Annotated in this window: 30 protein-coding genes and 1 pseudogene; 26 read left to right on the top strand and 5 right to left on the bottom strand. The window is 67.2% G+C overall.

The genetic code is table 11. The annotated features are described in order from the left end of the window. The first annotated feature begins 46 nt into the window (after window positions 1-46). From ACT6QK_RS03545 to ACT6QK_RS03530, 4 genes and pseudogenes are all read left to right on the top strand, one after another. Window positions 47-631 carry a hypothetical protein gene (locus ACT6QK_RS03545; protein WP_444596426.1) on the top strand — a complete coding sequence of 195 codons (585 nt, stop codon included), beginning with the start codon at window positions 47-49 and terminating at the stop codon, window positions 629-631. Between the two features lie 34 nt (window positions 632-665). Further along, window positions 666-1,514, top strand: a pseudogene (locus ACT6QK_RS03540) (DUF817 domain-containing protein); the annotation flags it as partial. Window positions 1,515-1,538: 24 nt separating this feature from the next. After that, complete coding sequence (locus ACT6QK_RS03535) at window positions 1,539-2,369, top strand: class I SAM-dependent methyltransferase (protein WP_444596465.1); 831 nt, start codon at window positions 1,539-1,541, stop codon at window positions 2,367-2,369. A 125-nt stretch (window positions 2,370-2,494) separates the two neighbouring features. Then, window positions 2,495-3,346 carry a class I SAM-dependent methyltransferase gene (locus ACT6QK_RS03530; RefSeq protein ID WP_444596425.1) on the top strand — a complete coding sequence of 284 codons (852 nt, stop codon included), beginning with the start codon at window positions 2,495-2,497 and terminating at the stop codon, window positions 3,344-3,346. Between the two features lie 4 nt (window positions 3,347-3,350). On the opposite strand, the gene ACT6QK_RS03525 is transcribed toward ACT6QK_RS03530, so the two are convergent. Beyond that, window positions 3,351-3,962 carry a nitroreductase family protein gene (locus ACT6QK_RS03525; protein WP_444596424.1) on the bottom strand — a complete coding sequence of 204 codons (612 nt, stop codon included), beginning with the start codon at window positions 3,960-3,962 and terminating at the stop codon, window positions 3,351-3,353. A 45-nt stretch (window positions 3,963-4,007) separates the two neighbouring features. Here ACT6QK_RS03525 and ACT6QK_RS03520 point away from each other — a divergent pair, with 45 nt between their 5' ends. The 3 genes from ACT6QK_RS03520 to ACT6QK_RS03510 all read left to right on the top strand — a co-directional run bounded on the left by ACT6QK_RS03520 (window position 4,008) and on the right by ACT6QK_RS03510 (window position 5,832). Continuing rightward, window positions 4,008-4,655, top strand: a complete 648-nt coding sequence (locus ACT6QK_RS03520; protein ID WP_444596423.1) for an NUDIX domain-containing protein — start codon at window positions 4,008-4,010, stop codon at window positions 4,653-4,655. 22 nt (window positions 4,656-4,677) lie between these two features. Beyond that, entirely contained in the window at window positions 4,678-5,514 is an 837-nt protein-coding gene (cysE, locus tag ACT6QK_RS03515) for a serine O-acetyltransferase (RefSeq protein WP_444596422.1), read from the top strand. Between the two features lie 120 nt (window positions 5,515-5,634). Next, a complete protein-coding gene (locus ACT6QK_RS03510) occupies window positions 5,635-5,832 on the top strand; it encodes a DUF3126 family protein (RefSeq protein WP_444596464.1) in 198 nt (65 codons plus the stop codon). An 82-nt stretch (window positions 5,833-5,914) separates the two neighbouring features. On the opposite strand, the gene ACT6QK_RS03505 is transcribed toward ACT6QK_RS03510, so the two are convergent. After that, entirely contained in the window at window positions 5,915-6,580 is a 666-nt protein-coding gene (locus ACT6QK_RS03505; RefSeq protein WP_444596421.1) for a hypothetical protein, read from the bottom strand. 84 nt (window positions 6,581-6,664) lie between these two features. Between ACT6QK_RS03505 and ACT6QK_RS03500 the strand changes: the two genes are divergently transcribed. Next, entirely contained in the window at window positions 6,665-7,534 is an 870-nt protein-coding gene (locus ACT6QK_RS03500; RefSeq protein WP_444596420.1) for a 50S ribosomal protein L11 methyltransferase, read from the top strand. Window positions 7,535-7,551: 17 nt separating this feature from the next. Continuing rightward, window positions 7,552-7,950 (top strand): DUF1489 family protein, encoded by a 399-nt coding sequence (locus ACT6QK_RS03495; RefSeq protein ID WP_444596419.1) that lies wholly within the window; start codon window positions 7,552-7,554, stop codon window positions 7,948-7,950. Between the two features lie 245 nt (window positions 7,951-8,195). On the opposite strand, the gene ACT6QK_RS03490 is transcribed toward ACT6QK_RS03495, so the two are convergent. Further along, window positions 8,196-8,963, bottom strand: coding sequence for a tRNA1(Val) (adenine(37)-N6)-methyltransferase (locus ACT6QK_RS03490; protein WP_444596418.1), 768 nt, complete (start codon window positions 8,961-8,963; stop codon window positions 8,196-8,198). 115 nt (window positions 8,964-9,078) lie between these two features. On the opposite strand from ACT6QK_RS03490, the gene ACT6QK_RS03485 reads away from it, so the two are divergent. The 12 genes from ACT6QK_RS03485 (at window position 9,079) to ACT6QK_RS03430 (ending at window position 16,945) form a co-directional block, all read left to right on the top strand. Continuing rightward, window positions 9,079-10,089: a polyprenyl synthetase family protein gene (locus tag ACT6QK_RS03485; protein WP_444596417.1), complete on the top strand. Its 1,011-nt coding sequence runs from the start codon at window positions 9,079-9,081 to the stop codon at window positions 10,087-10,089. A 173-nt stretch (window positions 10,090-10,262) separates the two neighbouring features. Further along, window positions 10,263-11,396 carry a Re/Si-specific NAD(P)(+) transhydrogenase subunit alpha gene (locus tag ACT6QK_RS03480; RefSeq protein ID WP_444596416.1) on the top strand — a complete coding sequence of 378 codons (1,134 nt, stop codon included), beginning with the start codon at window positions 10,263-10,265 and terminating at the stop codon, window positions 11,394-11,396. A gap of 8 nt (window positions 11,397-11,404) precedes the next feature. Continuing rightward, window positions 11,405-11,641: a hypothetical protein gene (locus tag ACT6QK_RS03475; RefSeq protein WP_444596415.1), complete on the top strand. Its 237-nt coding sequence runs from the start codon at window positions 11,405-11,407 to the stop codon at window positions 11,639-11,641. Beyond that, window positions 11,641-11,979 (top strand): NAD(P) transhydrogenase subunit alpha, encoded by a 339-nt coding sequence (locus tag ACT6QK_RS03470; protein ID WP_444596414.1) that lies wholly within the window; start codon window positions 11,641-11,643, stop codon window positions 11,977-11,979. The genes ACT6QK_RS03475 and ACT6QK_RS03470 overlap by 1 nt, the downstream gene beginning before the upstream one ends. A gap of 7 nt (window positions 11,980-11,986) precedes the next feature. Further along, complete coding sequence (locus tag ACT6QK_RS03465) at window positions 11,987-12,283, top strand: hypothetical protein (protein ID WP_444596413.1); 297 nt, start codon at window positions 11,987-11,989, stop codon at window positions 12,281-12,283. Beyond that, window positions 12,283-12,585 carry a hypothetical protein gene (locus tag ACT6QK_RS03460; protein ID WP_444596412.1) on the top strand — a complete coding sequence of 101 codons (303 nt, stop codon included), beginning with the start codon at window positions 12,283-12,285 and terminating at the stop codon, window positions 12,583-12,585. The genes ACT6QK_RS03465 and ACT6QK_RS03460 overlap by 1 nt, the downstream gene beginning before the upstream one ends. 1 nt (window position 12,586) lies before the next feature. Further along, complete coding sequence (locus tag ACT6QK_RS03455; RefSeq protein WP_444596411.1) at window positions 12,587-13,084, top strand: hypothetical protein; 498 nt, start codon at window positions 12,587-12,589, stop codon at window positions 13,082-13,084. Next, the gene (locus tag ACT6QK_RS03450) at window positions 13,081-14,496 is read left to right on the top strand and encodes an NAD(P)(+) transhydrogenase (Re/Si-specific) subunit beta (RefSeq protein ID WP_444596410.1); all 1,416 of its coding nucleotides are present in this window, start codon (window positions 13,081-13,083) and stop codon (window positions 14,494-14,496) included. The genes ACT6QK_RS03455 and ACT6QK_RS03450 overlap by 4 nt, the downstream gene beginning before the upstream one ends. A gap of 31 nt (window positions 14,497-14,527) precedes the next feature. Beyond that, window positions 14,528-14,845 carry a hypothetical protein gene (locus ACT6QK_RS03445; RefSeq protein WP_444596409.1) on the top strand — a complete coding sequence of 106 codons (318 nt, stop codon included), beginning with the start codon at window positions 14,528-14,530 and terminating at the stop codon, window positions 14,843-14,845. 41 nt (window positions 14,846-14,886) lie between these two features. Further along, complete coding sequence (locus tag ACT6QK_RS03440; RefSeq protein WP_444596408.1) at window positions 14,887-15,315, top strand: cupin domain-containing protein; 429 nt, start codon at window positions 14,887-14,889, stop codon at window positions 15,313-15,315. Window positions 15,316-15,341: 26 nt separating this feature from the next. After that, window positions 15,342-15,770, top strand: a complete 429-nt coding sequence (locus ACT6QK_RS03435; RefSeq protein ID WP_444596407.1) for a DUF1801 domain-containing protein — start codon at window positions 15,342-15,344, stop codon at window positions 15,768-15,770. Between the two features lie 41 nt (window positions 15,771-15,811). After that, window positions 15,812-16,945: an acyltransferase family protein gene (locus ACT6QK_RS03430; RefSeq protein WP_444596406.1), complete on the top strand. Its 1,134-nt coding sequence runs from the start codon at window positions 15,812-15,814 to the stop codon at window positions 16,943-16,945. Window positions 16,946-16,956: 11 nt separating this feature from the next. Here ACT6QK_RS03430 and ACT6QK_RS03425 read toward each other — a convergent pair whose 3' ends face one another. Then, window positions 16,957-17,202, bottom strand: coding sequence for a hypothetical protein (locus tag ACT6QK_RS03425; protein WP_444596405.1), 246 nt, complete (start codon window positions 17,200-17,202; stop codon window positions 16,957-16,959). 93 nt (window positions 17,203-17,295) lie between these two features. On the opposite strand from ACT6QK_RS03425, the gene ACT6QK_RS03420 reads away from it, so the two are divergent. After that, window positions 17,296-18,282, top strand: a complete 987-nt coding sequence (locus ACT6QK_RS03420; protein ID WP_444596404.1) for a helix-turn-helix transcriptional regulator — start codon at window positions 17,296-17,298, stop codon at window positions 18,280-18,282. Window positions 18,283-18,404: 122 nt separating this feature from the next. Here the strand turns inward: ACT6QK_RS03420 and ACT6QK_RS03415 are convergent, their stop codons facing one another. Further along, on the bottom strand, window positions 18,405-19,607 hold the full coding sequence (locus tag ACT6QK_RS03415; RefSeq protein WP_444596403.1) for a pyridoxal phosphate-dependent aminotransferase: 1,203 nt from the start codon (window positions 19,605-19,607) through the stop codon (window positions 18,405-18,407). A gap of 49 nt (window positions 19,608-19,656) precedes the next feature. On the opposite strand from ACT6QK_RS03415, the gene ACT6QK_RS03410 reads away from it, so the two are divergent. From ACT6QK_RS03410 to mreB, 4 genes are all read left to right on the top strand, one after another. Continuing rightward, window positions 19,657-20,760 carry a hypothetical protein gene (locus ACT6QK_RS03410; RefSeq protein ID WP_444596402.1) on the top strand — a complete coding sequence of 368 codons (1,104 nt, stop codon included), beginning with the start codon at window positions 19,657-19,659 and terminating at the stop codon, window positions 20,758-20,760. A gap of 2 nt (window positions 20,761-20,762) precedes the next feature. After that, window positions 20,763-21,884 (top strand): hypothetical protein, encoded by a 1,122-nt coding sequence (locus tag ACT6QK_RS03405; protein WP_444596401.1) that lies wholly within the window; start codon window positions 20,763-20,765, stop codon window positions 21,882-21,884. 27 nt (window positions 21,885-21,911) lie between these two features. Next, on the top strand, window positions 21,912-22,646 hold the full coding sequence (locus tag ACT6QK_RS03400) for a TVP38/TMEM64 family protein (RefSeq protein ID WP_444596400.1): 735 nt from the start codon (window positions 21,912-21,914) through the stop codon (window positions 22,644-22,646). Window positions 22,647-22,850: 204 nt separating this feature from the next. Continuing rightward, a partial coding sequence (gene mreB, locus ACT6QK_RS03395) for a rod shape-determining protein MreB (protein WP_444596399.1) occupies window positions 22,851-23,423 on the top strand: 573 nt, incomplete at its 3' end.

Here is a 23,423-nt window from a genome sequence, read left to right as displayed (position 1 = left end):
GGTTCGGACGGCAGCCTGAGGACGCGCCCGGTGGCAGGGTTCGGTGATGAACCTGCGCCCGTTCCACGCCATGAGGTCGTTGTTGCTGGCGCTCGCGCTCGCTCCGGCCGCCGGGGCGCCGCCGGCCCGGGCCCTGGACCCGTCAGCGGACGATCCGGGCATCCTGGGGCTGGTCGATGACTGGTACGCCGAGCAGTGTGCGGGGGCCGAGGGGCGCCCCTATCGCCTGATGGCGCCGGGCGGCATCGACGCCAGTCCCGGCTATGTCTATCCCGACACCGGATCGGCCGCCGCCGTGCCGCCCATCTATGTGTCGCTGGCGGCGACCGCGCCCCTGTTCCGCTACGAGATCGCCCAGATCAGAGCCGACCCGCGCTTCGCCAAGGTGAGGGTCCGGGAACGCGGCTATCGCCAAGCCTCGGCTTCGGCGAAGACCTATGAGCTGATGTCCGATGCTGTGCTGGTGGCCGAGCGTCAGGACGACGGGCGCTGGCTGGTTCTGGCCTATCGCACCACCTCCACCGGATTTCATTCCAGCCTGGCCACGGATCCGATGCCGGACCTCGGGCCTGGTCGAGAACGACCCCGGCGGCGGTGCGCCCGGTTCGATCCGACGGAATATCGGAGATAGGTCGGGGGCGGAAGGAATGGAGTAAGACGGGGCCATGATCGATTCCCGTCGCCTTCCTCTCGAAACCTGGGGCCGCCGTCTTCTGACGGAGGTGCAGGCCCGGGCAGATCGCCGCATCTGGTCGCGTTCCGCCTTCGAATTCCTGATGTTCGGGCTGAAGCAGGGCTGGGCCTGTTTGTTCGGCGGCCTGATGCTGGCCTTGCTGGTGGGCACCCATCTGTGGTGGCCGCAGCAGGCGCCCATCGCTCGATATGATTTCCTGGTCATCGCGGCCGTGGCGATCCAGGCCGGCATGCTGTGGCTGAAGCTGGAAAGCTGGGAGGAGGCGAGGGTCATCTTCGTCTTCCACGTCGTCGGCACGATCATGGAGCTGTTCAAGACGGCGCACGGATCGTGGATCTATCCCGAGCCCAGCCTGTTGCGCATCGGGGACGTGCCGCTGTTCTCGGGCTTCATGTATGCGGCGGTGGGCAGCTACATCGCGCGGATATGGCGGATTTTCGACATCCGTTTCCGCCGCTATCCCCCCCTGTGGGCGACCTGGCTGCTGGCGGCGGCGATCTACATCAACTTCTTCAGCCATCACTGGCTGCCCGACATCCGGCTGGGGCTGTTCGCGGCGACCATCCTGCTGTTCGGCCGGGGCGAATTCTATTTCACCGCCGACCGCAAGCGTCGCTCGATGCCCTTCCTGCTGGGGTTCCTGCTGGTGGCCTTGTTCATCTGGTTCGCGGAAAACCTTGGCACCTTCGCTCGCGCATGGACCTATCCCGATCAGGCCGACGGCTGGGCGCCGGTATCCCTGGCCAAGCTGGGCAGCTGGTTCCTGCTGATGATGATTTCGGTGGTGTTGGTGTCCCTGGTGCGGCGACCGGAGGAGGAGGCGATCAGCAACGCGCGCTCCCGCATGAAGCGTTCAAAGCTGGAGGGCCCGAACGAGGAGAACGTCCAACTGAGGACGATCGAGGAATGGCACGCCTATCGCCAGAGCTCGCGGTTCGCACACTCGCAGGATTACGCCCGGTTGATGGCCGCCGCCTTGGTCGACGAAGGATTCGAAGAGCCGCTGACGGGCCGAACCATCGCTCCGGGAGAGGCTGTTCTGACGTCGTCGATCCGCGAGTCGCTCGTCGCCAACGGCCTGTCCTCACGGGTTCGGGCAGTGCTCCACGAAATCGAGCGGTTCGGGGTGGATGAGGACAGTCGGATCTATGGGGCGGAAGCCGTCACCCCATTTGCCCTACTTATGCGCGGACGCTTCCCGCGATATGTCGGCTCGGAATACGCTTCGAACGACGCCGTCAGGGACGAGATGTTCCCCGTGCTGTTCCAGGATTTGACCCGCCTCGACTTCCCGTCCGGACGCTTTGACATCGTGACGACCAACGAAGTGCTCGAACATGTGCCCGATCTGGACGCCGCTTTACGCGAGATCGCTCGGGTTCTGAGGTCGGGAGGCCGTCATATCGGCACGGCGCCCTGTCATCTCGACACGCCGACCGGGCAGGTGCGGGCGAAGATCGTCGAGGGCGAGATCGTCCATCTCGAGGAGCCCGAACATCACGGCAACCCGTTCGAGGAGGGCGGCGCGCTTGTGTTCGAAATACCCGGCTGGGATCTGCTCGACCGCGCCAAGGCGGCCGGCTTTTCGGACGCCTGGTATCAGTATGTTTGGTCGCGCAGATACGGCTATGTGACCGAGTACACCGGCGTGGTGCTGATCTGCTTTGAAAAGTGAAGCTTCCACCACACGCCGTCTTCTAGGGGCCGACGCTGATCGGCTCATATGGAGCTTTCGATCCTAGCGGAGCTTCGGGCTAGTAACTGTTGGCGAACGCACGAGATTGCTGGCATAGCGACCTCATGCCCATTCCCAATATCTCCGACCCTTTGGCCGACCTGAGCGAGGCGGAAGAAGCGAGCGTTTCGCTACGCTCGCTTGAAGAATGGAAGGCGTTCGCTGCGCACAACCCCTTCGTTTACGGCGTAGATCGCCCGAATGAGTTGGTGCGACGTGTTTTGGAACGAGGGATTGTTGAGCCCCTGACCGGACGTGCGATCTCAGGATCAGAAATCAGTTTCGACGGGAACATTCGCGAAGGTTTAGGCAACGGGTTCATCGGATCGCGGGTGCGGGCGGTCATGCACGAGATTGAGCGCTTTGGCGTCGATCATCAGACGAAAATCTACGGCGCTGAGGCGATCACGGCTTTCGCGCTCCTGATGAGAGGGCGTTTCGCCCGCTATCTCGGGTCAGAGTATGGTTCGACCGAAGAACTGCGCAGGAGCATGTTTCCTATTCCGCACGAGGATCTAACGGCGCTGACGTTCGATGATGAGATGTTCGATATCGTCACCACGAACGAAGTGCTGGAACACGTTCCCGATCTCGATGCCGCCATGGCCGAGATGGCGCGCGTCTTGAGGCCCGGCGGACGACATATCGGCACCGTGCCATTCGCAATCGTTTCAGAGACTGGGACGGTCAAGGCTCGATTGGTAAATGGCGAGGTCGTCCATCTCACCGAGCCAGAGTATCACGGCAACCCGTTCGAAGAGGGGGGCGCGCTGGTATTTGAAGTTCCCGGATGGGACGTGCTGAGGCGAGCCAGAATAGCTGGTTTTTCGGACGCATGGATCCAGTTTTGTTGGTCGGTCCGGCATGGCTACTTGTCTGAGAATACAGGGATTTCTGTCCTGGTGCTCGAAAAATAGTTAATCATGGTAGCCATTCTAGAAGCGCCGCCACATCCGGCCGGTCCCTTTCCAGCAACGGCTCCGGCGAGGTTCCGATGTGGATGAAGCCGGCGACCTTTTCGTTTGGCTGGACGCCGAACAGGGCGGCGGCTTCGGGATCGTAGCTGTACCAGTCGGTGATCCAGCAGGTCGCGAAGCCGTGGGCCGAGGCGGCGTGTTCGAGGTTCATGCAGACGGCGCCCGCGCTGAGCTCCTGTTCCCAGACGGGTTTCAGGCCCGGCGCGGCGGTGGAGATCACCAGGATGGTGGTCGGGGCGGCGGTCAGCTTGGCCAGCACCGCCTGGGCCTTGCCGGGCAGGCCCTTGGCCACGGCCAAGGCGGCGAGTTGTTCGGCGATCCCGGCGCGGCTTTCCGGACCCATGACGACGAAGCGCCAGGGGGTCATCTTGCCATGGTCGGGGCTGCGCGCGCCGAGGGTCAGGATGTCGGCGATCTGATCGGCGTCGGGGCCGGGCGTCGTGAGCGCCTGCGCAGGAGCCGAGCGACGGATCGCCAGCCGGTTTCGCAACTCGCTCGACGGCGTCGGGGCGGGCAGGGGTTCTCCGAGAGCGGGCGGCGAAACTGTCTGTGTCATTCGACCTAGCTAGGCGCGGCGGGCGTCCGGCGCCATAGGGAAGAGGTGAGCGACGATGCCGAAACCCCCGATGTCGATCCCGTCCCGATCTGGGCCGAGGGACGGCCGCCTGCGCCGGCCTGGGTCGATCGGTCCTCGACCAAAGCGTTCGAGAACGACTGGGTCCGGCTGACAGCCCATGAGGCCACGGCGCCGACCGGGGCGGCGGCCGACTATGCGGTGCTGCGGCCGAAGTCGCTGGCGACGGGGGTGCTGCCCATCCATTCCGACGGGACCGTCACCCTGGTCGGTCAGGCGCGGTTCGCCCTGATGAACTATTCCTGGGAAATGCCCGAGGGCGGGGCGCCGTTCGGCGAGGATCCGTTCGACGGCGTCCAGCGCGAACTGGCCGAAGAGGCCGGGCTGGCGGCGCGGTCCTGGCGCGAGGTGTTGCGGATGGAGCTGTCCAACTCCGTGACTGACGAGCGGGCGATCTGCTGGCTGGCGTGGAACCTGGAGCCGGTGGCGACCGACCCGGACCCGACCGAGGTTCTGGCCATCGTTCGCGTGCCCTTCCTGAGGCTGATCGAGGAGATCGGTCGGGGCGCGGTGCGGGATTCCATGACGGTGGCCACGGCGTTCCGCGCCTACCATATGGCGAAGGAAGGTCTTCTGCCCGGCTGGCTGGCGCACGCCATGCTGACGCGGGTATGATGGTCGCCTCAGGAGCCGCCCGATGACCACCCCCTCCAGCCCGCGCCTCGAAGTCGTCTCGCCCGATCAGTCGGTGTGGGCCCAGCTGCGCGCCTCGGCCGAGGACGCCGCGCGGACCGAGCCCCATCTGGGGTCGGTGATGAATGCGACCATCCTGTCGCACCTGGACCTGGCCAATGCCCTGAGCTTCCAGATCGCTCGCAAGATCGGCGACGCCGAGCTGGCGCCCATGAGCGTGCGCGAGGTCTGCGCCTTCGCCTTCTGGTCGGACAAGGAGATCGTGGCGGCGGCCGAGGCCGATCTTCAGGCGGTCGCCGAGCGCGACCCGGCGATCAAGACGCTGTTGCAGCCCTTCCTCTACTTCAAGGGCTATCAGGCGCTGCAGGCATCGCGGGTGGCCCACTGGCTGTGGACCCAGGGTCGCGAGACCCTGGCCTTTCATCTCCAGAGCCGGATTTCCGAACTGTTCCAGATCGACATCCATCCGGGCGCGAAGCTGGGCAAGGGTCTGTTCCTCGACCACGGCACCGGCATCGTCATCGGCGAGACGGCGGTGGTGGGCGACGAGGTGTCCATGCTGCACGGGGTGACCTTGGGCGGCACCGGGGCCGAGCGCGGCGACCGCCACCCCAAGATCGGCAAGGGCGTCCTGCTGGGCGCCGGAGCCAAGGTGCTGGGCAATATCGAGGTCGGCGACTACGCCAAGGTGGCCTCGGGCTCGGTGGTGCTGAAGCCCGTGCCCTCGGGTTGCACCGTCGCCGGGGTGCCCGCGCGACTGGTCAACTGCCCGACCGGCGCCGAGCCGGCCCGGACCATGGATCATACCCTGGCCGACGTGGTGTATGACTTCGTGATCTGATCGCGGCCGTCCCCTCGCCATGCTGCGCAGTAGGGGAGGAGACGTGACATACGCATCCGGCCCCTTTAGGGTCCGCGCCTTCAATCCAGACCACCGAGGCTACCTGTGACCAACGAAGACATGAAGCGCATCGAGACGCACCTGAAGCGCACCTTCAACACCGGCGGCATCATCGTGAAGCCCCGGCCCAAGGTGAACGACTCGGCCGAGGTCTATGTCGGCGACGAGTTCATCGGCGTCGTCTTCGAGGACGAGGACGAGGACGGCAGCTTCATGTTCGAAATGGCGATCCTGTCGGAAGACCTTTCGCCGGCCTGATCGAGAGCATCGCCGGACAGTAAAAACCCCGGGTGGTTCCGACCACCCGGGGTTTTCCGTTTTCAGGTCTATGGCGAGCGGATCAGCGCTTGCCGAAGATCATGTCGCTGAGCTTGGCGAAGAAGCCCTTGGGCGCTTCGGCGGCGGGAGCCGGAGCCGCCGCAGGCTTGGGGGCCTCGACAGGCTTGGGGGTTTCGATTGGCTTGGGCGCCTCGGTGAGTTTGGGGGCCGGCGTCTCCATCGGCGCGGCGGCGGCGGCCGTCACGGACTTGGGCGCCGGAGCGGGGGCGGGCTTCGCGGCGGGCTTGGGCGCAGCAGCCTTGGGCGCCGGTTTGGCGGCAGGCTTCGCCGCAGCGGCTTTCGGCGCCGCCTTCGCGGCTGCAGGCTTGGCGGCGGGTTTCGCAGCGGCCTTGGGCGCAGCGGCCTTTGCAGCCGGCTTGGCCGCAACGGCCTTCGGGGCGGGCTTGGCGGCGGCGGGCTTGGCGACCGCCTTGGGCGCGGCGGCTTTCGGGGCGGCCTTCACCGCGGGGGTCTTGGGCGCAGCGACCTTGGCGGGCGCGGCCTTCACGGCCGGCTTTGCGGCGGCAGGCTTCGCGGCGGCTTTCGGCGCAGCCTTTACGGCTGCGGGCTTGGCGGCGACCGCCTTGGGGGCGGCGGCCTTCGCGGCGGCAGGCTTGGGCTTTGCGGCGGCTTTCGGCGCGGCCGATTTGGCCGCAGCCGGTTTGGACGTAGACGGTGACTTAGCCATGAGATACCCGACCCCTCGGTTTGCGCGGCACGGGGAGTTCGGGCCGCAAGAATATTGATTCGCAATCATAGCGGCGTTTGCTCGATGTCATATAGCCCTGTTCAGATCATCGCCCACGGGTTGCGCGCGCCGACGGAGGCCGCCGCCGAGGCGATGGACGCCGACCCCCTTCTGGAAGGGGCGACCTATTCCATCCTGGAGGAGGACGAGGATCGCGGGATCTGGCGCATCGACGCCTTCCCGACGACCGAGGACGAGGCCGCGCGGATCGAGGCGGTGCTGGCCGACCACGATCAGGTCAAGGTGAAGGTCGAGCCCTTGGCCGACGCCGACTGGCTGGCCATGTCGCTGTCCGGCCTGCCGCCGGTGAAGGCCGGGCGGTTCTTCGTCTATGGCGCCCATGATCAGGGGCAGGTTCCGCCGAACGCCGTGGCGTTGAAGATCGACGCCGGCGCCGCCTTCGGCACCGGCCACCACGGTACGACGGTGGGGTGTCTGATCGCCTATGACGAACTGCTGAAGCGGGAACGGTTCGAGCGGGTGCTGGACGTCGGCTGCGGTACCGGCGTCCTGGCCATCGCGGCGGCGAAGACCGGCAGCCGGGTCGCCCTGGGCACCGACATCGACGCGCCGTCGGTGCGGATCGCCAACGAGAACGCGCATCTGAACAGGGCCAAGGCCAGCTTCGTTCACGCCTCGGGCCTGAACGACCGGCGGGTGCGCCAGCACGGCCCCTATGATCTGGTGTTGGCCAACATCCTGGCCCCGCCGCTGGTTTCCCTGTCGCAGGACATCAAGCTGGCGCTGCGGATCGGCGGGGTGGCGATCCTGTCGGGCCTGCTGCGGACACAGGAGCGGCGGGTGACGGCGGCCTATGTCTCCAAGGGATTCCGGCTGGAGCGGCGCATCCATCGCGACGCCTGGTCGGCCCTGGTCCTGCGGCGGATGGGCTGAGGGCCGATATCGCGTCCATGCCTCTTCACATGATCAAGCTGTGCGTCGGCGTGGCCAAGGTCGAGACGCTGGAGCGCCGCGCCGCAAAGGGCCAGTGGCTGACCGTCAACACCCGGATGACGCCCAAGCGCGCCGACGAGATCGAGGACGGCGGCTCCCTGTTCTGGGTGATGAAGGGGTCGGTGACCTGTCGCATGCCGATCCTCGACATCTCGACGCGGGGGGAGGGGAAGGCGAAGTCCTGTGTGATCAAGCTGTCGCCCGAGGTGATCCGCACGGCCCCGCAGGCGCGCAGGCCATTCCAGGGCTGGCGCTATCTGGAGCCGAAGGACGCGCCGCCGGATCTGTCGACGATGGATGCGGGGGATCTGCCGGACGATCTCGCGAAGCAGTTGCGGGAGTTGGGGGCGTGGTAGGAAGGCGCAGAGCAAACCGCCGATCTGGACTTCGGCGCTGAAAACGGTTCGCGCAGCAAAAACCAACTTCCTTTCGTCATTCCGGGCGCAGCGTAGCGAAGACCCGGAACGAGGCGGCGCCGTAGTGAAGCGGAGGCGAAATGCCGGAGGCGACTGCGTCCGTGACAGGTTCGCGCTCGCGCGCGCCGCCGGGTTCCGGGTCTGCGGGCCAAGGGGCCCTTCGCCCGGAATGACGAAAGAAGGCGCTAAAACTCCAGCCCCGCCTCGCCCCTGAGGACCGCCTCGGCCTCGGGCGTGTGCTTGGCGCCGGAGCGGTCATGCAGCACCAGCGGCGGCAGCAGGCGAAGCGGCGCGCGGCCGGAGCGGACGGCCTGGACGATGACCCGTTTGGCGGGTGCGTCGGCGAAGGGCTGGATCGGGAGGATGGTGAAGGAGCCGGCCTTAGCGCCCAGCAGGGTAAGGATGTCTGCCAGACGGTCGGCGCGGTGGATCATCAGGATACGGCCGCCGTCCTTCACCGACTTCAGCAGGAAGCTGGTCCAGGCTGCCAGGCCGTCATCGGCCATCCAGGCGCCGCGCTTGCCGGGGGATGGGGCGCGCAGGGCGTCGGGGTCGTCGAAGAAGGGCGGGTTCGAGATCGCCCAGTCGAAGGGCGGAATGGCGAGCGGGCCGGGACCGGCGGCGACGTCGCCGGTGACGATCGAGGTCCTGTCCTTCACATCGTTCAGCACGGCGTTGCGGCGGGCCAGCTCGGCGGCGGCGGGGTCGCGCTCCACCCCGGTCAGGGCGACGCCGGGGCGGCGGGCGGCGACCTGCATCAGGACAGCGCCGGCGCCGCAGCCGGCCTCGATGAGGCGCTGGCCCGACTTGGCGGCGACGGCGGCGGCGAGCAGGGCGGCGTCCATTCCGGCGCGATAGCCGTCCCGGCCCTGCAACAGGCGCACGCGGCCACCCAGCAGGGCGCTCTCGTCCACCGTTGAATCCTCAGGGGGCGGGGCGTCGGGCAGTGTCATTCGGCTTGACCCGTCATGGTCCGATCACCATTGTCCGCCTCGCTGCGACGCAGCAAGCCGCCTTTGCGTTTTTCAGCCCGTTCCGGCCCCGAAACGCCAGATATCAGAGAGTTTCTTGGACGCCGCCACCCTGATCCCCGCCCGCTCGAAAGGCGATGTCGAGGCGCTGGTGCGTCTGGCGACGCCCGACATGATGCGGGTCGACGCCCTGATCGTCGAGCGCATGCAGTCGGACGTGCCGGTCATTCCCCTGTTGGCGGACCATATCGTGGCGGCGGGCGGCAAGCGGCTGCGGCCCCTGCTGACGGTCGCGGCGGCGCGCGCGGCGGGCGGGACGATCGAGAACCCGATCCGGCTGGCGGCGGCGGTGGAGTTCATCCACACCGCGACCCTGCTGCACGACGACATCGTGGACGTGTCCAACCTGCGGCGCGGCAAGGTGGCGGCGCACCTGATCTGGGGCGCGCCGTCCAGCGTGCTGGTGGGCGCTGTCCTTTTCGCGCGGGCTTTCGAGCTGAGGGTCGCGACGGGCCAGATGACGGCGCTCGGAATCCTGGCGCAGGCGGCTGCGGTGATCGCCGAGGGCGAGGTGCTTCAACTCACGCGGTCGCACGACCTGAACCTGGATCAGGACACCTATCTGAAGATCATCTCGGCCAAGACGGCCGAACTGTTCGCCGCCGCCGCCGAGGCGGGGGCGGTCGGGGCGGGGGTGGACGAGGCGGCGTCGAACGCTCTGCGGGCTTACGGCCTGAACCTCGGCCTGGCCTTCCATCTGGCCGACGACGCCCTGGACTATGGCGGGGCGTCCGAGACCCTGGGCAAGAACGCCGGAGACGACTTCAACGAGGGCAAGGTCACCCTGCCGCTGTTGCTGGCGGTTCAGAGGACGCAGGGCCGGGAAGACGATTTCTGGGACCGCACCATCAACAAGGGGCAGCGAACCGAGGACGATTTCGACCGGGCGCGTGAACTGATCGTCGGTTCGGGCGCGGTCGCGGCCACCATCGACACCGCCTATGATTACGCCGACCGGGCCAAGGCGGCGTTGGCCGTTCTGCCGGTCAGCGAGTGGCGGACGGCGCTGGAAGGTCTGGCCGACTTCGCGGTGTCGCGGGCGGCCTGATTGGGCAGCGCGGCGGCTCCTCGCCGATTTGGACCAATAAATTGCGTCGCGACGCCGATTCTTGCCCTTCGCGGCAATATTTCTGCGTGAAATCGCGCATCCGCGCTTTGACGTGGCAATCCTTTCCAGCCTAACCTCGCTCTCAAGAACGAATGTCTCTTGGGGAGAATCGATTGGCTGTCGCGATCGCCGTGACGCGTGAACGCCGGGAAGGCGAGACGCGCTGCGCCCTGACCCCCGAAACCGCGAAGAAGTTCGTTTCGCTCGGCTGCACCGTGACGGTGGAGGCGGGGACGGGCGCGGGCTCGTCCTTCCCTGACGCCGACTACGTCGCCGCGGGCGCGGTGGTGAAGCCGGACACCCGGGCGGTGCTGGAGGGCGCCGACATCCTGCTGAAGGTGCGCGGGCCGACGGCTCAGGAGATCGCGGGCCTGAAGCCCGGTGCGGTGGTCGTGGCCTTGCTGGACGCTTACCGCGAGAAGGATACGGTCGCGGCCCTGGCCGGGGCGAATGTCACCGCCTTCGCCATGGAGTTCGTGCCCCGCATCACCCGGGCCCAGGTGATGGACGCCCTGTCGTCACAGGCCAACCTGGCGGGCTATCGCGCCGTGATCGAGGCGGCGGCGGCCTATGGGCGCGGCTTCCCGATGATGATGACGGCGGCGGGCACGGTCGCCCCGGCCAAGGTCTTCGTCATGGGGGTCGGCGTCGCCGGTCTTCAGGCCATCGCCACGGCGCGGCGTCTGGGCGCGGTGGTCACCGCCACCGACGTGCGGCCCGCGACCAAGGAACAGGTCGAGAGCCTGGGTGCCAAGTTCCTCGCCGTCGAGGACGAGGAGTTCAGGAACGCCCAGACGGCCGGCGGCTACGCCAAGCCGATGTCGGCCGAATACCAGGCCAAGCAGGCGGTCCTGACCGGCGAACACATCAGGAAGCAGGACATCGTGATCACCACCGCCCTGATCCCCGGCCGCGCGGCGCCGGTGCTGGTCACGGCCGAACAGGTGGCGACGATGAAGCCGGGCTCGGTGCTGATCGATCTGGCGGTCGAGGCAGGCGGAAACGTCGAGGGGGCCAGGGTCGGGGAGACGGTCGTGACCCCGAACGGCGTCTCCATCGTCGGCATCGCCAACCTGCCGGGCCGGATCGCGGCGGATGCGTCCAGCCTCTACGCCAAGAACCTCGTCGCCTTCCTCGACCTGATGCTGAAGGACGGGGCCGTGGCGGTTGATCTGGAAGATGAAATCCTGAAGGCGGCCGTGGTCACCAGCGGCGGCGCCGTGGTGCATGAAGGGGTGCGGGGATGAATGGCTGGTTGAAGAAGTTCCTTAGCGTGGTGGCGACCATTGCCCTTATCGGAGGCCCCGTCCTCGCCGGCGTCACGCTTCTGATCGGTGTGATCAACATCTTCACGCCGCGCTCGGGCGGGCTCGGGTTCATGCTGATTGTTCCCGCGCTCTATCTTCTTTTCGCCGGCCTGTTGATCGGCGGTGTGCTGCGCCTGCTGGTCAGTATCGACAATCGTCTTGAACGCCTTGAGGCCCGGAACTGATGGAACACGTTGATCCCACCGTCTTTCGTCTGGCGATTTTCGTCCTCGCCATCTTCGTCGGCTACTATGTCGTCTGGTCGGTGACGCCGGCGTTGCACACGCCGCTGATGGCGGTGACCAACGCCATTTCCAGCGTCATCATCGTCGGCGGCCTGATCGCCGCCGCGGCGACCGCAGGCGACAGCGGGGCGACGTCCTGGATCGCCAAGGGCGCGGGCGTGGCGGCCGTGACCCTGGCCAGCGTCAACATCTTCGGCGGCTTCATGGTCACCCGGCGGATGCTGGCCATGTACAAGAAGAAGGAACGGCCGGCGAAGCCCGCGGAGGCGAAAGGCTGAGCCGATGATGACGTCCCAGGACATCGCCATGATGATTGCGATCCCCGTCTCTTTGGCGGGCGTGATCGGTCTGGTTCTGCTCAGCGGCGCGCTGTCGTCGACACGACGTCAGCTCATCGAGCGCGCGCTGATCGGGATATTCTTCCCGCTGATGACGGCCTTCTGGGGTTGGTACGCGATTGGTGCCTGGTTCGAGGGCGAGCGGATCGGGGCGTTCGGCGCCGCCATCCTGTCGTTGGGTTCTCTTCTTCAAGGCGTCAAAATGTTTCGCAAGACCCGGATTGCCGGCGGGACGCGAACCTGATGCCGGATCTCGCGCTCGGCGAACTGGATCCGATCGGGCTGGCGCGCGCGGCGTCGTGGGCGGCGACGGGGCTGGGGCTGGGCCTGTGGGTCTGGAGCTGGCTGCGCGAGAAAGACGCCATTCAGAAGATGCGCTTCATGGACTGCGGCGTGGTGCTGGTCTTCGCCGCCACCCTGCTGAGGATCGTGATCCAGACGCGGGCCATGACGCCGATCGACTGGGCCCTGGCCATCCTGTCGCCCCTCTTCATCCTCGCCGCCCTGTGGCGGCTGACCCGCACCTGTCGGCCGAAGGGAGGGTGAGATGTGGGTGATCCTCGCCTTCGCGATCGCGCCTTTGATCGGCGTCATCCTGGCCGCCATCTTCTATTCAGGTGAAGATGCGCGTCGGGGTGATCGGCGGTCTCGCGCGGTGATCTTCTTGGGACGGGTCGCTGTTGTTCTGATTGCGCTGGGCTGCATCGGTCTGCTGTGGCTTGCGCGGAGCAGCCTCAATGAGTTTCACACCGCCATGTTTATCATCGGCTGCGGCATAGTGCTTGCGGCTCGCGTCGTGTTTCACCGCGCGTCGGCGCTCATCCAATGGATTCTGGCCGCCGCAGGCATCGCTATGATCCTCGGATCAATGGCACTCGAGCGCTTCGACGAGAGCGGATGGATCGGCCTCGTCCGAGGTGCGGGATGGGCCGCGCTGCTGATTGCTGTAGGCGCGGCCGGGGTGTTCGCACTCCACCACTTCGACAAAAGCCGTGAACGAAAAGACGCCGCGACTCGGCCCCTGAAGGATTCGACAAGATCATGAACGCCTCTCTCGCCGCCCTGGCCTATCTGGTTTCCGGCGTCCTGTTCATCCTGTCGCTGCGCGGGTTGTCGGGCCCGGAGACCAGCCGTCAGGGCAATACCTTCGGCATGGTCGGCATGGCCCTGGCCGTGGGCGTGACCCTGCTGACGCTCGGCACGAGCGGCGCCCTGGACTGGGTGACGGTCGGCCTGCTGGGCGCGGGCGTGGTGGTCGGCGGCGGGGCAGGAGCCTTGATCGCCAAGAAGGTCGCCATGACCGACATGCCGCAGCTGGTCGCGGCCTTCCACAGTCTGGTCGGGATGGCCGCCTGTCTGGTGGCCGTGGGCGCCGTCTATGCGCCGGTGGCCTTCGGCATCTCGGACGGGGCCGGCATCAAGACGGTCTCGATCATCGAACTGAGCCTGGGCGTCGCCATCGGGGCCATCACCTTCACCGGTTCGGTGATCGCCTTCCTGAAGCTGGACGGGCGGATGTCGGGGGCGCCGATCATCCTGCCGGCGCGGCATTTGATCAACATCGGCCTGGCCCTGGCGCTGGTGCTGCTGATCGGGGTGATGATCGGCTCGGGCGGGACGGCGCTCTGGGCCTTCTGGGGCATTTTCGCCATCAGCCTGATCCTCGGCGCGACCCTGATCATCCCGATCGGCGGGGCCGACATGCCCGTCGTGGTGTCGATGCTGAACTCCTATTCCGGCTGGGCGGCGGCGGCGCTGGGCTTCACGCTGGAGAACATCGCCCTGATCATCACCGGCGCCCTGGTCGGCTCGTCGGGCGCGATCCTGTCCTACATCATGTGCAAGGGCATGAACCGCAGCTTCATCTCGGTCATCCTGGGCGGCTTCGGCGGGGGCGATGCGGCCGCAGGCGCGGGCGGCAGGGTCGAGACCCGGCCGGTCAAGCAGGGCTCGGCCGACGACGCCGCCTTCATCATGAAGAACGCCTCCAAGGTCATCATCGTCCCCGGCTACGGCATGGCGGTGGCCCAGGCCCAGCATGCGCTGCGCGAAATGGCCGACAAGCTGAAGGAGGAAGGGGTCGAGGTGAAATACGCCATCCACCCCGTCGCCGGCCGCATGCCCGGCCACATGAACGTCCTGCTGGCCGAGGCCAATGTCCCCTATGACGAGGTGTTCGAGCTGGAGGACATCAACGCCGAGTTCGCCACCGCCGACGTCGCCTTCGTCATCGGCGCCAACGACGTGACAAACCCGGCGGCGAAGACCGACCCGCAGAGCCCGATCTACGGCATGCCGATCCTGGACGTGGAAAAGGCCGGCACCGTCCTGTTCATCAAGCGCGGTATGGCGGCGGGCTATGCGGGGGTGGAGAACGAGCTGTTCTTCCGCGACAACACCATGATGCTGTTCGCCGACGCCAAGAAGATGGTCGAGGGGATCGTGAAGGCGTTGTGAGGCGATGCCTGTCGGTCCCGAGGTCCAGGATGTGATCGACGCGCTCGGGGAAGTCTCCGGCTTGTTGAAGGAATATGGCGGAGAGTGGGGCTGGTCGGTCGCTATTCGCGTCGATGAGTATCGCCTCAGGCTTGCCGTCAACGATCTCGAAGCGCTCGGCGCTGTGTTGGCGGATACGACAGGTGGAATGGGCTCGTTGCGGGATGTCGCCCTGACACCTGCCGGAGGCCGTTCAAATCCAAAGGAAGAACGGGCAGCGCTTCAGGATCGCCACCTTGCGGCCTCGGCCAATGCGGCCGAGAAATGCAGGATCGCGATGCGTCGCCATGGGTTGGAGGTTTGGCGCTGAGCCGAGGCCTTTAGCAGGCGGAATCGCTCTAACCTCCCGCTATGAACTTCACCGCCGCCGAAGTGATCGAATGGCTCGCCTTGTCGCCCCATCCCGAGGGCGGGCATTATCGCGAGACGTTCCGCGACCCGCACGCCGTGGAGGGGCGGGCGGTGTCGACGGCGATCTACTACCTGCTGGCCGAGGGGGAGGCGTCGCACTGGCACCTCGTCGATGCGGCCGAGGTCTGGCACCACTATATGGGCGATCCGCTGGAGCTGAGGATCGCGACGGAGACGGGCGTTCGGACCGTGGTTCTGGGCGACGAGCTGAAGGCCGGGCAGGCGAAGCAGGCGGTGGTTCCGGCCGGGGCCTGGCAGGCGGCGAGGGGGCTGGGGGCGTGGAGCCTGATGGGCTGCACGGTCGCGCCAGGGTTCGAGTTCTCGGCCTTCGAGATGGCGCCGACGGGCTGGTCGCCGCCGGGTTCCTGAGCGAAGGTGGGGCGGGGAGACACGACATGGCGTCCGAGCCGAAGACAAAACCGACCGACGTTCCCGTCGCCGACTTCATCGCGGCGCAGCCCGATGCCCGACGGCGTGAGGAGGCCGAGGCCCTGTGCGCCCTGATGACCGAGGTGACGGGGGAGCCGCCGGTGATGTGGGGGCCGTCGATCGTGGGCTTCGGCCGCTATACCTATGTGAACACGACGAAGAAGCCCGCCGACTGGCCGATCATCGGCTTCTCGCCGCGCAAGGCCAAGTTGACGATCTACATCATGCCGGGGTTCGAGGGGCAGCCCGACCTGATGGCGCGGCTGGGCAAGCATACGACGGGGGTGTCCTGCCTCTATCTGAACCGGCTGGCCGACGTGGATCAGGCGGTTCTGAAGGAACTGGCCGAACGGTCAGTCGCGTGGATGCGGGAGCGCTATCCGACCGGCGCGTGAAGCCTCTATCGCGCGGCTGACGGCGGCGCTATCACGCGGCTGTGAACACCGCCGCCGCGCCCTCGACACCGCCCGCCCACGTCCGTTTCGAGGCGCTGGATTCCCTGCGCGGCGTTTGCGCGATCCTGGTGGTGATGTTTCACATGCCGGTAGCGAGCCACTGGCGGGACTGGGGGCTGGTCCAGCACGCCTATCTGTTCGTGGACTACTTCTTCGTTCTGTCGGGCTTCGTGATCGCCCACGCCTATGCCGGACGTCTGAAGACGCCGCGCGACGCCGGGCGGTTCATGGTGCGGCGGCTCGGGCGGGTGTGGCCGCTGCACGCCCTGATGCTGGCGGCCTTCGTGGGCTTGGAGCTGGTGCGGCTGTGGACCCCCTTCGACGCCGTCCCGCCGTTCGCGCGGGACCGGTCGGTGGAGGCCATCTTCACCAACCTGCTGCTGGTCCAGGCGTGGAACGTGCATCCGTATCTGACGTGGAACGGGCCGGCCTGGACGTTGAGCGCCGAGGTGGCCTGCTACATCCTGTTCGCCGGACTGGTGCTGGCGGCGCCGAGGCGGTTCCGGGTCATTGGACTGGCCGTGGCGCTGGTCGGCGTGGTGCTGGTGCTGATGGCCTCGGTCCATGACACGACGCCGCCGCCGCCGTGGATGAATACGACCCATGTGGCGGCCGTGCCCCGGGCCTTCTACGGCTTCTTCCTCGGCGCGGCCCTGCAGGGGGTCTGGGTGCGAATTCCGCGCCTGAAGGGCATGGGGGCGACGGTGCTGGAACTCGCCACGGTCGTGGCCGTCTGCCTGTTCGTGGCCTGGGCGACGGGGCCGGCGACGGTGGCCGTGACCCTGGCTTTCGTCGTCGCGGTCTGGGTGTTCGCGGGCGAGAACGGGGCGGTGTCGAGGCTGCTGGATCACAGGGCGCTCGTGACCCTGGGGCGCTGGTCGTTCGCGATCTACATGGTCCACATGTTCGTCCTGACCGTGGTCCTGATCGCGGCCAGAAAGCTGGACTGGATGCCGAACGGGCGGCGGATCGACTTCGGCTCGGTGTGGCTGAACGACCTTTTCGCCGTCGGCCTGTTCGTGTGGATCGTCGGGCTGGCGGTTCTCGCGCACCGGTTCGTGGAGGGGCCGGCGCAGCGGCAGATCGACCGCTGGACGAAGCCGGCGAGGGGCTGAACCTTCGCGCCTCAGGCCGCCATTCGGTAGGCGTCGGCGGCTTCGGCGAAGGCGCGGCCTTCGTCCCACAGCAGGTCTTCGTCCGAATAGCGGGCGCTGGCGGCGGCGGAGATGACGTCGACGACCTGTTCCTCCAGCCGGTCCCAGATGACGGCCAGATCGCCGCAGCCGTCGGCCTCGCACGGGACGATCAGGTAGCGGCTGTCCGCGACAGCAGCGGCGGGGGAGAAGCGGGAAGCGATTGTCGAGCGGGCCATGGAATGTCTCCTGTCGGTCGGGGCGTCTTGCCGATGTTGAGAGGATGCGACAGTATTGCGCCATTATCGGTCGTATCATTTCGGGGCAGGCGCATGAGGCACGACAAGGCGGTTCTGGTCATCGAACTGGCGCGGCGCATGGCGGCCTCGGCGGAAGGCCTGACGCTGAACGAGATGGCGGTGGAGATGGACGTCGGTCGGCGCACGGCCGAGCGACTGCGCGACGCGGTCCTGGCCCTGTTCCCGCAGACGGAGGAGGTGTCGGACCCGCCGAGCAAGCGCTGGCGCATCCGGGGCGGTCTGTCGGGGTTCGAACAGGCGCCGACGGCTGGCGAACTGGTCGAACTGTCCAAGGCGGCGCAGGGGCTGAGGCGGACGGGCGAACACGCCCGGGCGGCGGCGCTGGAAGGGCTGGAACGCAAGTTGAAGTCGGCCATGCGGTCCACGACCCTGAACCGGTTGGCCCCCGATCTGGAGGCCCTGGTCCGGGCCGAAACCATAGCGGTGCAGGCCGGGCCGAGGCCCAGCGCGGACGAGGCGGTGCTGGCCACCATTCGCCGGGCGGTGCTGGCCCAGTCGCCTCTGGGCTTCATCTATTCCCGGCCGGGCGCCGAGGCGCGGCGACGCACCGTGGCGCCCTGCGGCCTGATGTTCGGCCGGGCCAACTATCTGGTGGGGCTGGACCGGAAGTCCGGGGAGATACGCACCTTCCGGCTGGACCGGATGACCGATGTCCGCGCCGAGGAGGGCGTCTCGCCGCCACCGCCCGACTTCGACCTGACCGCGTTCGCCAGCCAGTCCTTCGGCATCTATCAGGACCAGATCGAGGATGTGGTGCTGCGCATCTCGCCGGCCGGCGCGGACGAGGCGCGCGGCTGGCGCTGGCACCCGACCCAGACGCTGGAGGACGGACCGGACGGCGGGGTGACGGTGCGGTTCCGCGCCTCAGGCATGCGCGAACTGGCCTGGCACCTGTTCACTTGGGGCGACCAGGTCGAGATCGTCGCGCCGGAGCGCCTGAAGACGGTGATGGCCGAGCAACTGGCGGCGGCGCGGCGGGGGCTGGAGCGGGCGGGGTAGGGGGCGCCGTCCTGACGGGGCGGCGTTTCGTGCTGGCCCCAGGGTCTCAGGCGTCACGGCGGTCCATTTCGGACCTGTCCGCGACCCTGCCAGAGGCAAGGTCGCCCCTTGATGGAAAACGATTATTTCAGGCTGGCGGCGAAGCGCTGGATGCGGGTGCAGGCTTCTTCGAGCACCGCTTCTGAGGTCGCGTAGCTGACGCGGAAATAGGGCGACAGGCCGAAGGCCGAGCCCTGGACCACGGCGACGCCCTCGGCTTCCAGCAGTTCCGTCGTGAATGTGTCGTCGCCGTCGATGACGACGCCGGACGGGGTGGTCTTGCCGATCAGGCCCTCGATCGACGGATAGACGTAGAAGGCGCCCTCGGGGTTGGGACAGCGGATGCCCGAGGCCTGGTTCAGCATGGACACGACCAGGTCGCGGCGGGCCTGGAAGGCGTCGTTGCGGGGCTTCAGGAAGTCCTGCGTTCCGTTCAGGGCCTCGACGGCCGCCCACTGGCTGACGGACGAGGGGTTGGAGGTGGTCTGGCTGGCAACCTTGCGCATCAGGTCGATCAGGGCCTTGGGGCCGCCCGCATAGCCGATGCGCCAGCCGGTCATGGCGTAGGCCTTGGACACGCCATTGACCGTCAGGGTGCGGTCGTAGAGGTCCGGGGCGACCTGGGCGATGGTGGTGTATTCGAAATCGTCGAACGTCAGGTGCTCGTACATGTCGTCCGTCAGGATCCAGACCTGCGGGTGACGACGCAGAACCTCGGCCAGGGCCTCGAGCTCGGCGCGGGTATAGGCGGCGCCGGTCGGGTTGGACGGGGAGTTGAGGATCAGCCACTTCGTCCGGGGCGTGATCGCGGCCTCCAGCACCTCGGGACGCAGCTTGAAGCCGTCCTTTTCCTCGCCCGTGACGAAGACGGGCTCGCCGCCGGCCAGCAGGGTCATGTCGGGATAGGAGACCCAGTAGGGCGCCGGGATCAGCACCTCGTCGCCGGGGTTCAGGGTGGCCAGAAGGGCGTTGTAGATCACCGGCTTGCCGCCCGAGGCGACGTGGATCTGGCTGACCTCGTAGGTCAGGCCGTTCTCGCGGGCGAACTTGGCGACGATGGCCTTCTTCAGCTCGGGCATGCCGTCGGCGTCGGTGTACTTGGTCTCACCGCGATGGATTGCGTCGATGGCCGCCTGTTTGATGTTGTCCGGGGTGTCGAAGTCCGGCTCTCCGGCGCCCAGACCGATGATGTCGCGACCGGCCGCCGCGAGGGCGCGGGCCTTGGCGCTGACCGCGATGGTAGCGGACGGCTTGACGCGGGCGAGGGCGGACGATTGCAGGGACATTTGGAATTCTCGTTCTCGGGAGGCGGGCGCTGTTTACGGGTCGGGGGCGTTGCGTGCAATTGAACAGGCGTTTCTGAGTTCAAAAATGCTGATTGCTGTTGGTCTCGCCGCGATGGCGCTGGTGCAGACGCCGCCGTCGCCGCCGGAATGCCGGATCAGCCAGACCGATGAGGCATGCGCCAGGGCAAGACGGGCCGCGTTCGAAGCTCGCCAAGGCCTTACATCCATAGAGGCCGAGGCCGGGACGGGCGCCGAAATCTATCGGGCCGGTTTCACGCACGGCTTCGGCGGCGACATGCCGACCATCGCCTTCGAACGCCGGCCGGGCGAGTCGCCGCGTGTCGTGGTGTATCTGTCTCCCGACAAACAGATGAAGGCGCCCGTGCCCCTCTCAGACTGGGAGGCCGTGAGGCGTGCGGCGCGCTTCGCGGACCGCGAGTTGGCGCCGGATATGGGTTCCATCTACCCGCCTGGAATGACCCCGCCTCATAAGGTTTGCCTCCACGCCTGGTCGACCTGGATCGAGATGGCCAACACCACGACGCCGGAGGGGCGAGACGTCCCGGTGCGTCGACGCGGCGAGAGCGCCTGCGGCGGCGAACTGACGGCGACCTTCGCCTTTGATCTGGCGGCGCGCGCGGTATCGCTGTTGCCGGACTGCGTGCTGCTCGACCGCAAGCGGGAGCCCAGCGACGTGATCCGGCTGGCCCTGTGCGGCAATCTGGATGGCGACAGAATGGCGGCCGCCGGATTGATGAACCAGATCGGCGTGGGCCATGCCGATCCCGGCCAGCGTACGACACGAGAGCGGGCGTGGAGCGCCTGGATGGGAACGAACGCCGACGCGGTTCTGACGTGGCCCGGCGATGAGCGTCGATATCGGCAAACGGGCATGCTGCGTTCGATCGGCGCATTTTTGGCTGAGAAGGAGGCCGAGGAGCGCGGCTTTCGGGTCAATCTGATGAAATTCTCGGGCGTCAGCGGCACGCGTGTCGAGGTGTCCGGTCGTATCGAGACTGACAGCGTCGATGGCGAGGGTCGGGTCAACGGCGGATTCTTCGCACCGTTTACGCAGGTTTGGGGCTGGGACCGGGCCTGGCAGGAATGGCGGCTTGAAGGGTGGACGGTCGAGCCGTTCCAGCCGAGAACCTGATCATGCGTCGCCCGATCCACCCGAAAGTGAATCGCCCGCCCTCTGGAACTGGGCGACCCCGGCATCCGGGCGTCGTGCTGGCGATCGCGTCGCTGGTCACGCTGGCTGCCGCACCGGCGATGGCGCAACGTGGTTGGGAGCCGAACCAAATTCCGTCCTGCTCGGAACGCTCGACGGAGGTCTGTGGCGCCGAGGAGATGGCCGGGTTGCTCGGCAAGCTCGAACTGCCCACGGCGGAGGCGCTGGCCGCGGAAGGCTACAAGGGCGTCAGAATCCTCCGGTATGACGCCTTTGGCACGATCTGGCCGGCGGTCAGCTTCATGAACCGGCCGCTGAACGAGTATCGGCGCGAGGGTTTCGCCGAGGCGCGGACCCTTCATGCCGACGGCCATGTCGCCATCCTGACGCGCCCCGTCTGGGAGGTTGGGTGGAACGAGGTCGACAGGATCATCAAGGCCGTGCGGGATCGGCAGGAACCCGAGCCCGAGCCGGACATGAAGACCATGATCGCGCAAGGCCGGACGCCGTTGGCTTTGCGATGTCTCGATCCGCCCCGGGTGATCGTCGAACTGATCGACGACAGAGAGGTGAAGCGCTGGAACCGACCGTCCTGCGGCGAGGATCCGGCGACCGAGCGCGTTCATGACGTCGCCATTCTCGTCGCAGCGGCCTTTCCGACCTGCGGGCATTTCGCCATCGAGCGATATGGCCATGGAACCGGCCGGTTGAGGGCCTGTCTGATGGCGGGCAGCGCCCAGCCGATCGCGGCGGCGGAGGTTCTGGAGGCGCTGCAGGTGGGGATCGGGGGAGATGCCCGTCGGGCCTATGCGACGGAGATGCAGGCGCCCGATGTCACCCTGCTGGCGATCGACGGGCGGCGGTTCGAGGGCAGGGCGGGAATCGAGGCGGCGTGGAAGAAGAGGGCGCTGGGCGACCGGTGGCTTCGGGTGCTGCGCGCGGAAGGCGACGCAGGCGGCGTGACCGTTGTTGGCCAACTGTTGCTGACCCAAACGTCCGGCGCGCGTGACCCCCTGGGCGTCACCTTGCGCTTCCGGAAGGAAACGGATGACGAATGGCGGATCGCGTCCTGGGAGACCGAGCAGCGTCCAGTCCCGGTTCCATAGGGGCGGGGTAGGGTGGTATCGGGGCCCATGCGTCGCCTGATCGACTTCGTTCTGAACATGGAGGCCGCGCGGTGGCGGGCCTTGCTGGCGACGGCGCTGTTGCTGGGCGCGATCGTGGCCGTGTTCGCCTTCGGCAAGACGCAGATGGCCCTGGGCGCCGAGGAGAGGCTGGAGGCCTGGCTCGGCGGGTTCCGGGTCGGGCCCTGGGGGCTGGCGGCGGCGGTGGCGGTGTTCACCGTCTCGGCGTTTCTGGGGGTGCCGCAGTTCATCCTGATCGCAGCCTGTGTGGTGGCGTTCGGGCCGTGGTTCGGGTTCCTGTTCAGCTGGATCGCGACGGTGGTTTCGGCGGGTGTGACCTACTGGCTGGGGCGAGGGCCGACGGCGCGGATGCTGGAGCGGTTCGGCGGGAAGACGACCGAGCGGCTAAAGCGGTTCGTGGGGCGCAACGCCTTCTATGCCTCCTTCATCATCCGCAATGTGCCGTCGGCGCCCTTTATCGTGGTCAATATGGCCTTCGGGGCGGCGCGGGCGAACTTCGCGGGCTATCTGGCCGGCTGCGCCCTGGGGGTGCTGCCCAAGACCGCGCTGGTGGCGTTTTTCGGCGGATCCTTCATGGCGGCGGTGGCCGGGGACGGCGTGTGGACCTCGGCGATACTGGCGGGCGTGGGGGTCGGCTGGCTGGCCCTGATGCTGGGGGTGCGCGAGATCGTGAGGCGGCGCGAGGCGAGCCGCGAGGAGGCGGGGAAGGGGGAAGAAGCTTAGCCGTCACCGCCTCGTGATCGGCCCGTTCGACTGAGGCCGGATCAGGGCTTGTAATCGCCTCATAGTGCGGGCAAACGGGCCTCGCCCAGTCAGGCGCGGACGATCAGGAAACGAGGCGTATGGGGATGCGCGTCGTGGGGCGTCGCCCGTCAGACCACGGACAATCGACGCCCCGGCCCATACGACACACGGTAACAAACCCCCATGAGCTTTTCCCTCTTCGGCGCCATTTCCAACGACATCGCGATGGATCTGGGGACCGCGAACACCCTGATCTATATGAAGGGCAAGGGCATCGTCCTGAACGAGCCCTCGGTGGTGGCGCTGCGCAACGTCGGCGGTCGCAAGATCGTGCACGCCGTGGGCATCGAGGCCAAGCAGATGCTGGGCCGGACGCCGGGCCATATGGAAGCCATCCGTCCCATGCGCGACGGGGTCATCGCCGACTTCGAAGTCGCCGAGGAGATGATCAAGCACTTCATTCGCAAGGTTCATAACCGCAAGGGCTTCGTGAACCCCAAGATCATCGTCTGCGTGCCTTCGGGCGCCACGGCGGTGGAGCGTCGCGCGATCAACGACTCCTGCCTGAACGCCTCGGCCCGCCGGGTGGGCCTGATCGACGAGCCGATGGCCGCAGCGATCGGCGCCGGCCTGCCGATCCACGAGCCGACCGGCTCGATGGTCGTCGACATCGGCGGCGGCACGACGGAAGTCGCCGTCCTGTCCCTGTCGGGCATCGTCTATTCGCGTTCGGTGCGCGTCGGCGGCGACAAGATG

The organism is Brevundimonas sp., assembly GCF_052436175.1.
GTDB lineage: Bacteria > Pseudomonadota > Alphaproteobacteria > Caulobacterales > Caulobacteraceae > Brevundimonas.
Note: the sequence above shows the minus strand (reverse complement) of the source record. Positions and strands in the feature narration are given on the sequence as shown.

Bases quoted from the DNA above. Each gene is read 5' to 3' on its own strand.
- ACT6QK_RS03495 (WP_444596419.1), top strand. From the start codon at position 7,552: ATGCCTCTTCACATGATCAAGCTGTGCGTCGGCGTGGCCAAGGTCGAG.
- cysE (WP_444596422.1), top strand. From the start codon at position 4,678: ATGACCACCCCCTCCAGCCCGCGCCTCGAAGTCGTCTCGCCCGATCAG.
- ACT6QK_RS03465 (WP_444596413.1), top strand. From the start codon at position 11,987: ATGACGTCCCAGGACATCGCCATGATGATTGCGATCCCCGTCTCTTTG.
- ACT6QK_RS03530 (WP_444596425.1), top strand. From the start codon at position 2,495: ATGCCCATTCCCAATATCTCCGACCCTTTGGCCGACCTGAGCGAGGCG.
- ACT6QK_RS03400 (WP_444596400.1), top strand. From the start codon at position 21,912: ATGCGTCGCCTGATCGACTTCGTTCTGAACATGGAGGCCGCGCGGTGG.
- ACT6QK_RS03425 (WP_444596405.1), bottom strand. From the start codon at position 17,202: ATGGCCCGCTCGACAATCGCTTCCCGCTTCTCCCCCGCCGCTGCTGTC.
- ACT6QK_RS03420 (WP_444596404.1), top strand. From the start codon at position 17,296: ATGAGGCACGACAAGGCGGTTCTGGTCATCGAACTGGCGCGGCGCATG.
- ACT6QK_RS03415 (WP_444596403.1), bottom strand. From the start codon at position 19,607: ATGTCCCTGCAATCGTCCGCCCTCGCCCGCGTCAAGCCGTCCGCTACC.
- ACT6QK_RS03505 (WP_444596421.1), bottom strand. From the start codon at position 6,580: ATGGCTAAGTCACCGTCTACGTCCAAACCGGCTGCGGCCAAATCGGCC.
- ACT6QK_RS03545 (WP_444596426.1), top strand. From the start codon at position 47: ATGAACCTGCGCCCGTTCCACGCCATGAGGTCGTTGTTGCTGGCGCTC.
- ACT6QK_RS03500 (WP_444596420.1), top strand. From the start codon at position 6,665: ATGTCATATAGCCCTGTTCAGATCATCGCCCACGGGTTGCGCGCGCCG.
- ACT6QK_RS03525 (WP_444596424.1), bottom strand. From the start codon at position 3,962: ATGACACAGACAGTTTCGCCGCCCGCTCTCGGAGAACCCCTGCCCGCC.
- ACT6QK_RS03510 (WP_444596464.1), top strand. From the start codon at position 5,635: ATGAAGCGCATCGAGACGCACCTGAAGCGCACCTTCAACACCGGCGGC.
- ACT6QK_RS03460 (WP_444596412.1), top strand. From the start codon at position 12,283: ATGCCGGATCTCGCGCTCGGCGAACTGGATCCGATCGGGCTGGCGCGC.
- ACT6QK_RS03490 (WP_444596418.1), bottom strand. From the start codon at position 8,963: ATGACACTGCCCGACGCCCCGCCCCCTGAGGATTCAACGGTGGACGAG.
- ACT6QK_RS03440 (WP_444596408.1), top strand. From the start codon at position 14,887: ATGAACTTCACCGCCGCCGAAGTGATCGAATGGCTCGCCTTGTCGCCC.
- ACT6QK_RS03405 (WP_444596401.1), top strand. From the start codon at position 20,763: ATGCGTCGCCCGATCCACCCGAAAGTGAATCGCCCGCCCTCTGGAACT.
- ACT6QK_RS03455 (WP_444596411.1), top strand. From the start codon at position 12,587: ATGTGGGTGATCCTCGCCTTCGCGATCGCGCCTTTGATCGGCGTCATC.
- ACT6QK_RS03470 (WP_444596414.1), top strand. From the start codon at position 11,641: ATGGAACACGTTGATCCCACCGTCTTTCGTCTGGCGATTTTCGTCCTC.
- ACT6QK_RS03535 (WP_444596465.1), top strand. From the start codon at position 1,539: ATGAAGCGTTCAAAGCTGGAGGGCCCGAACGAGGAGAACGTCCAACTG.
- ACT6QK_RS03450 (WP_444596410.1), top strand. From the start codon at position 13,081: ATGAACGCCTCTCTCGCCGCCCTGGCCTATCTGGTTTCCGGCGTCCTG.
- ACT6QK_RS03435 (WP_444596407.1), top strand. From the start codon at position 15,342: ATGGCGTCCGAGCCGAAGACAAAACCGACCGACGTTCCCGTCGCCGAC.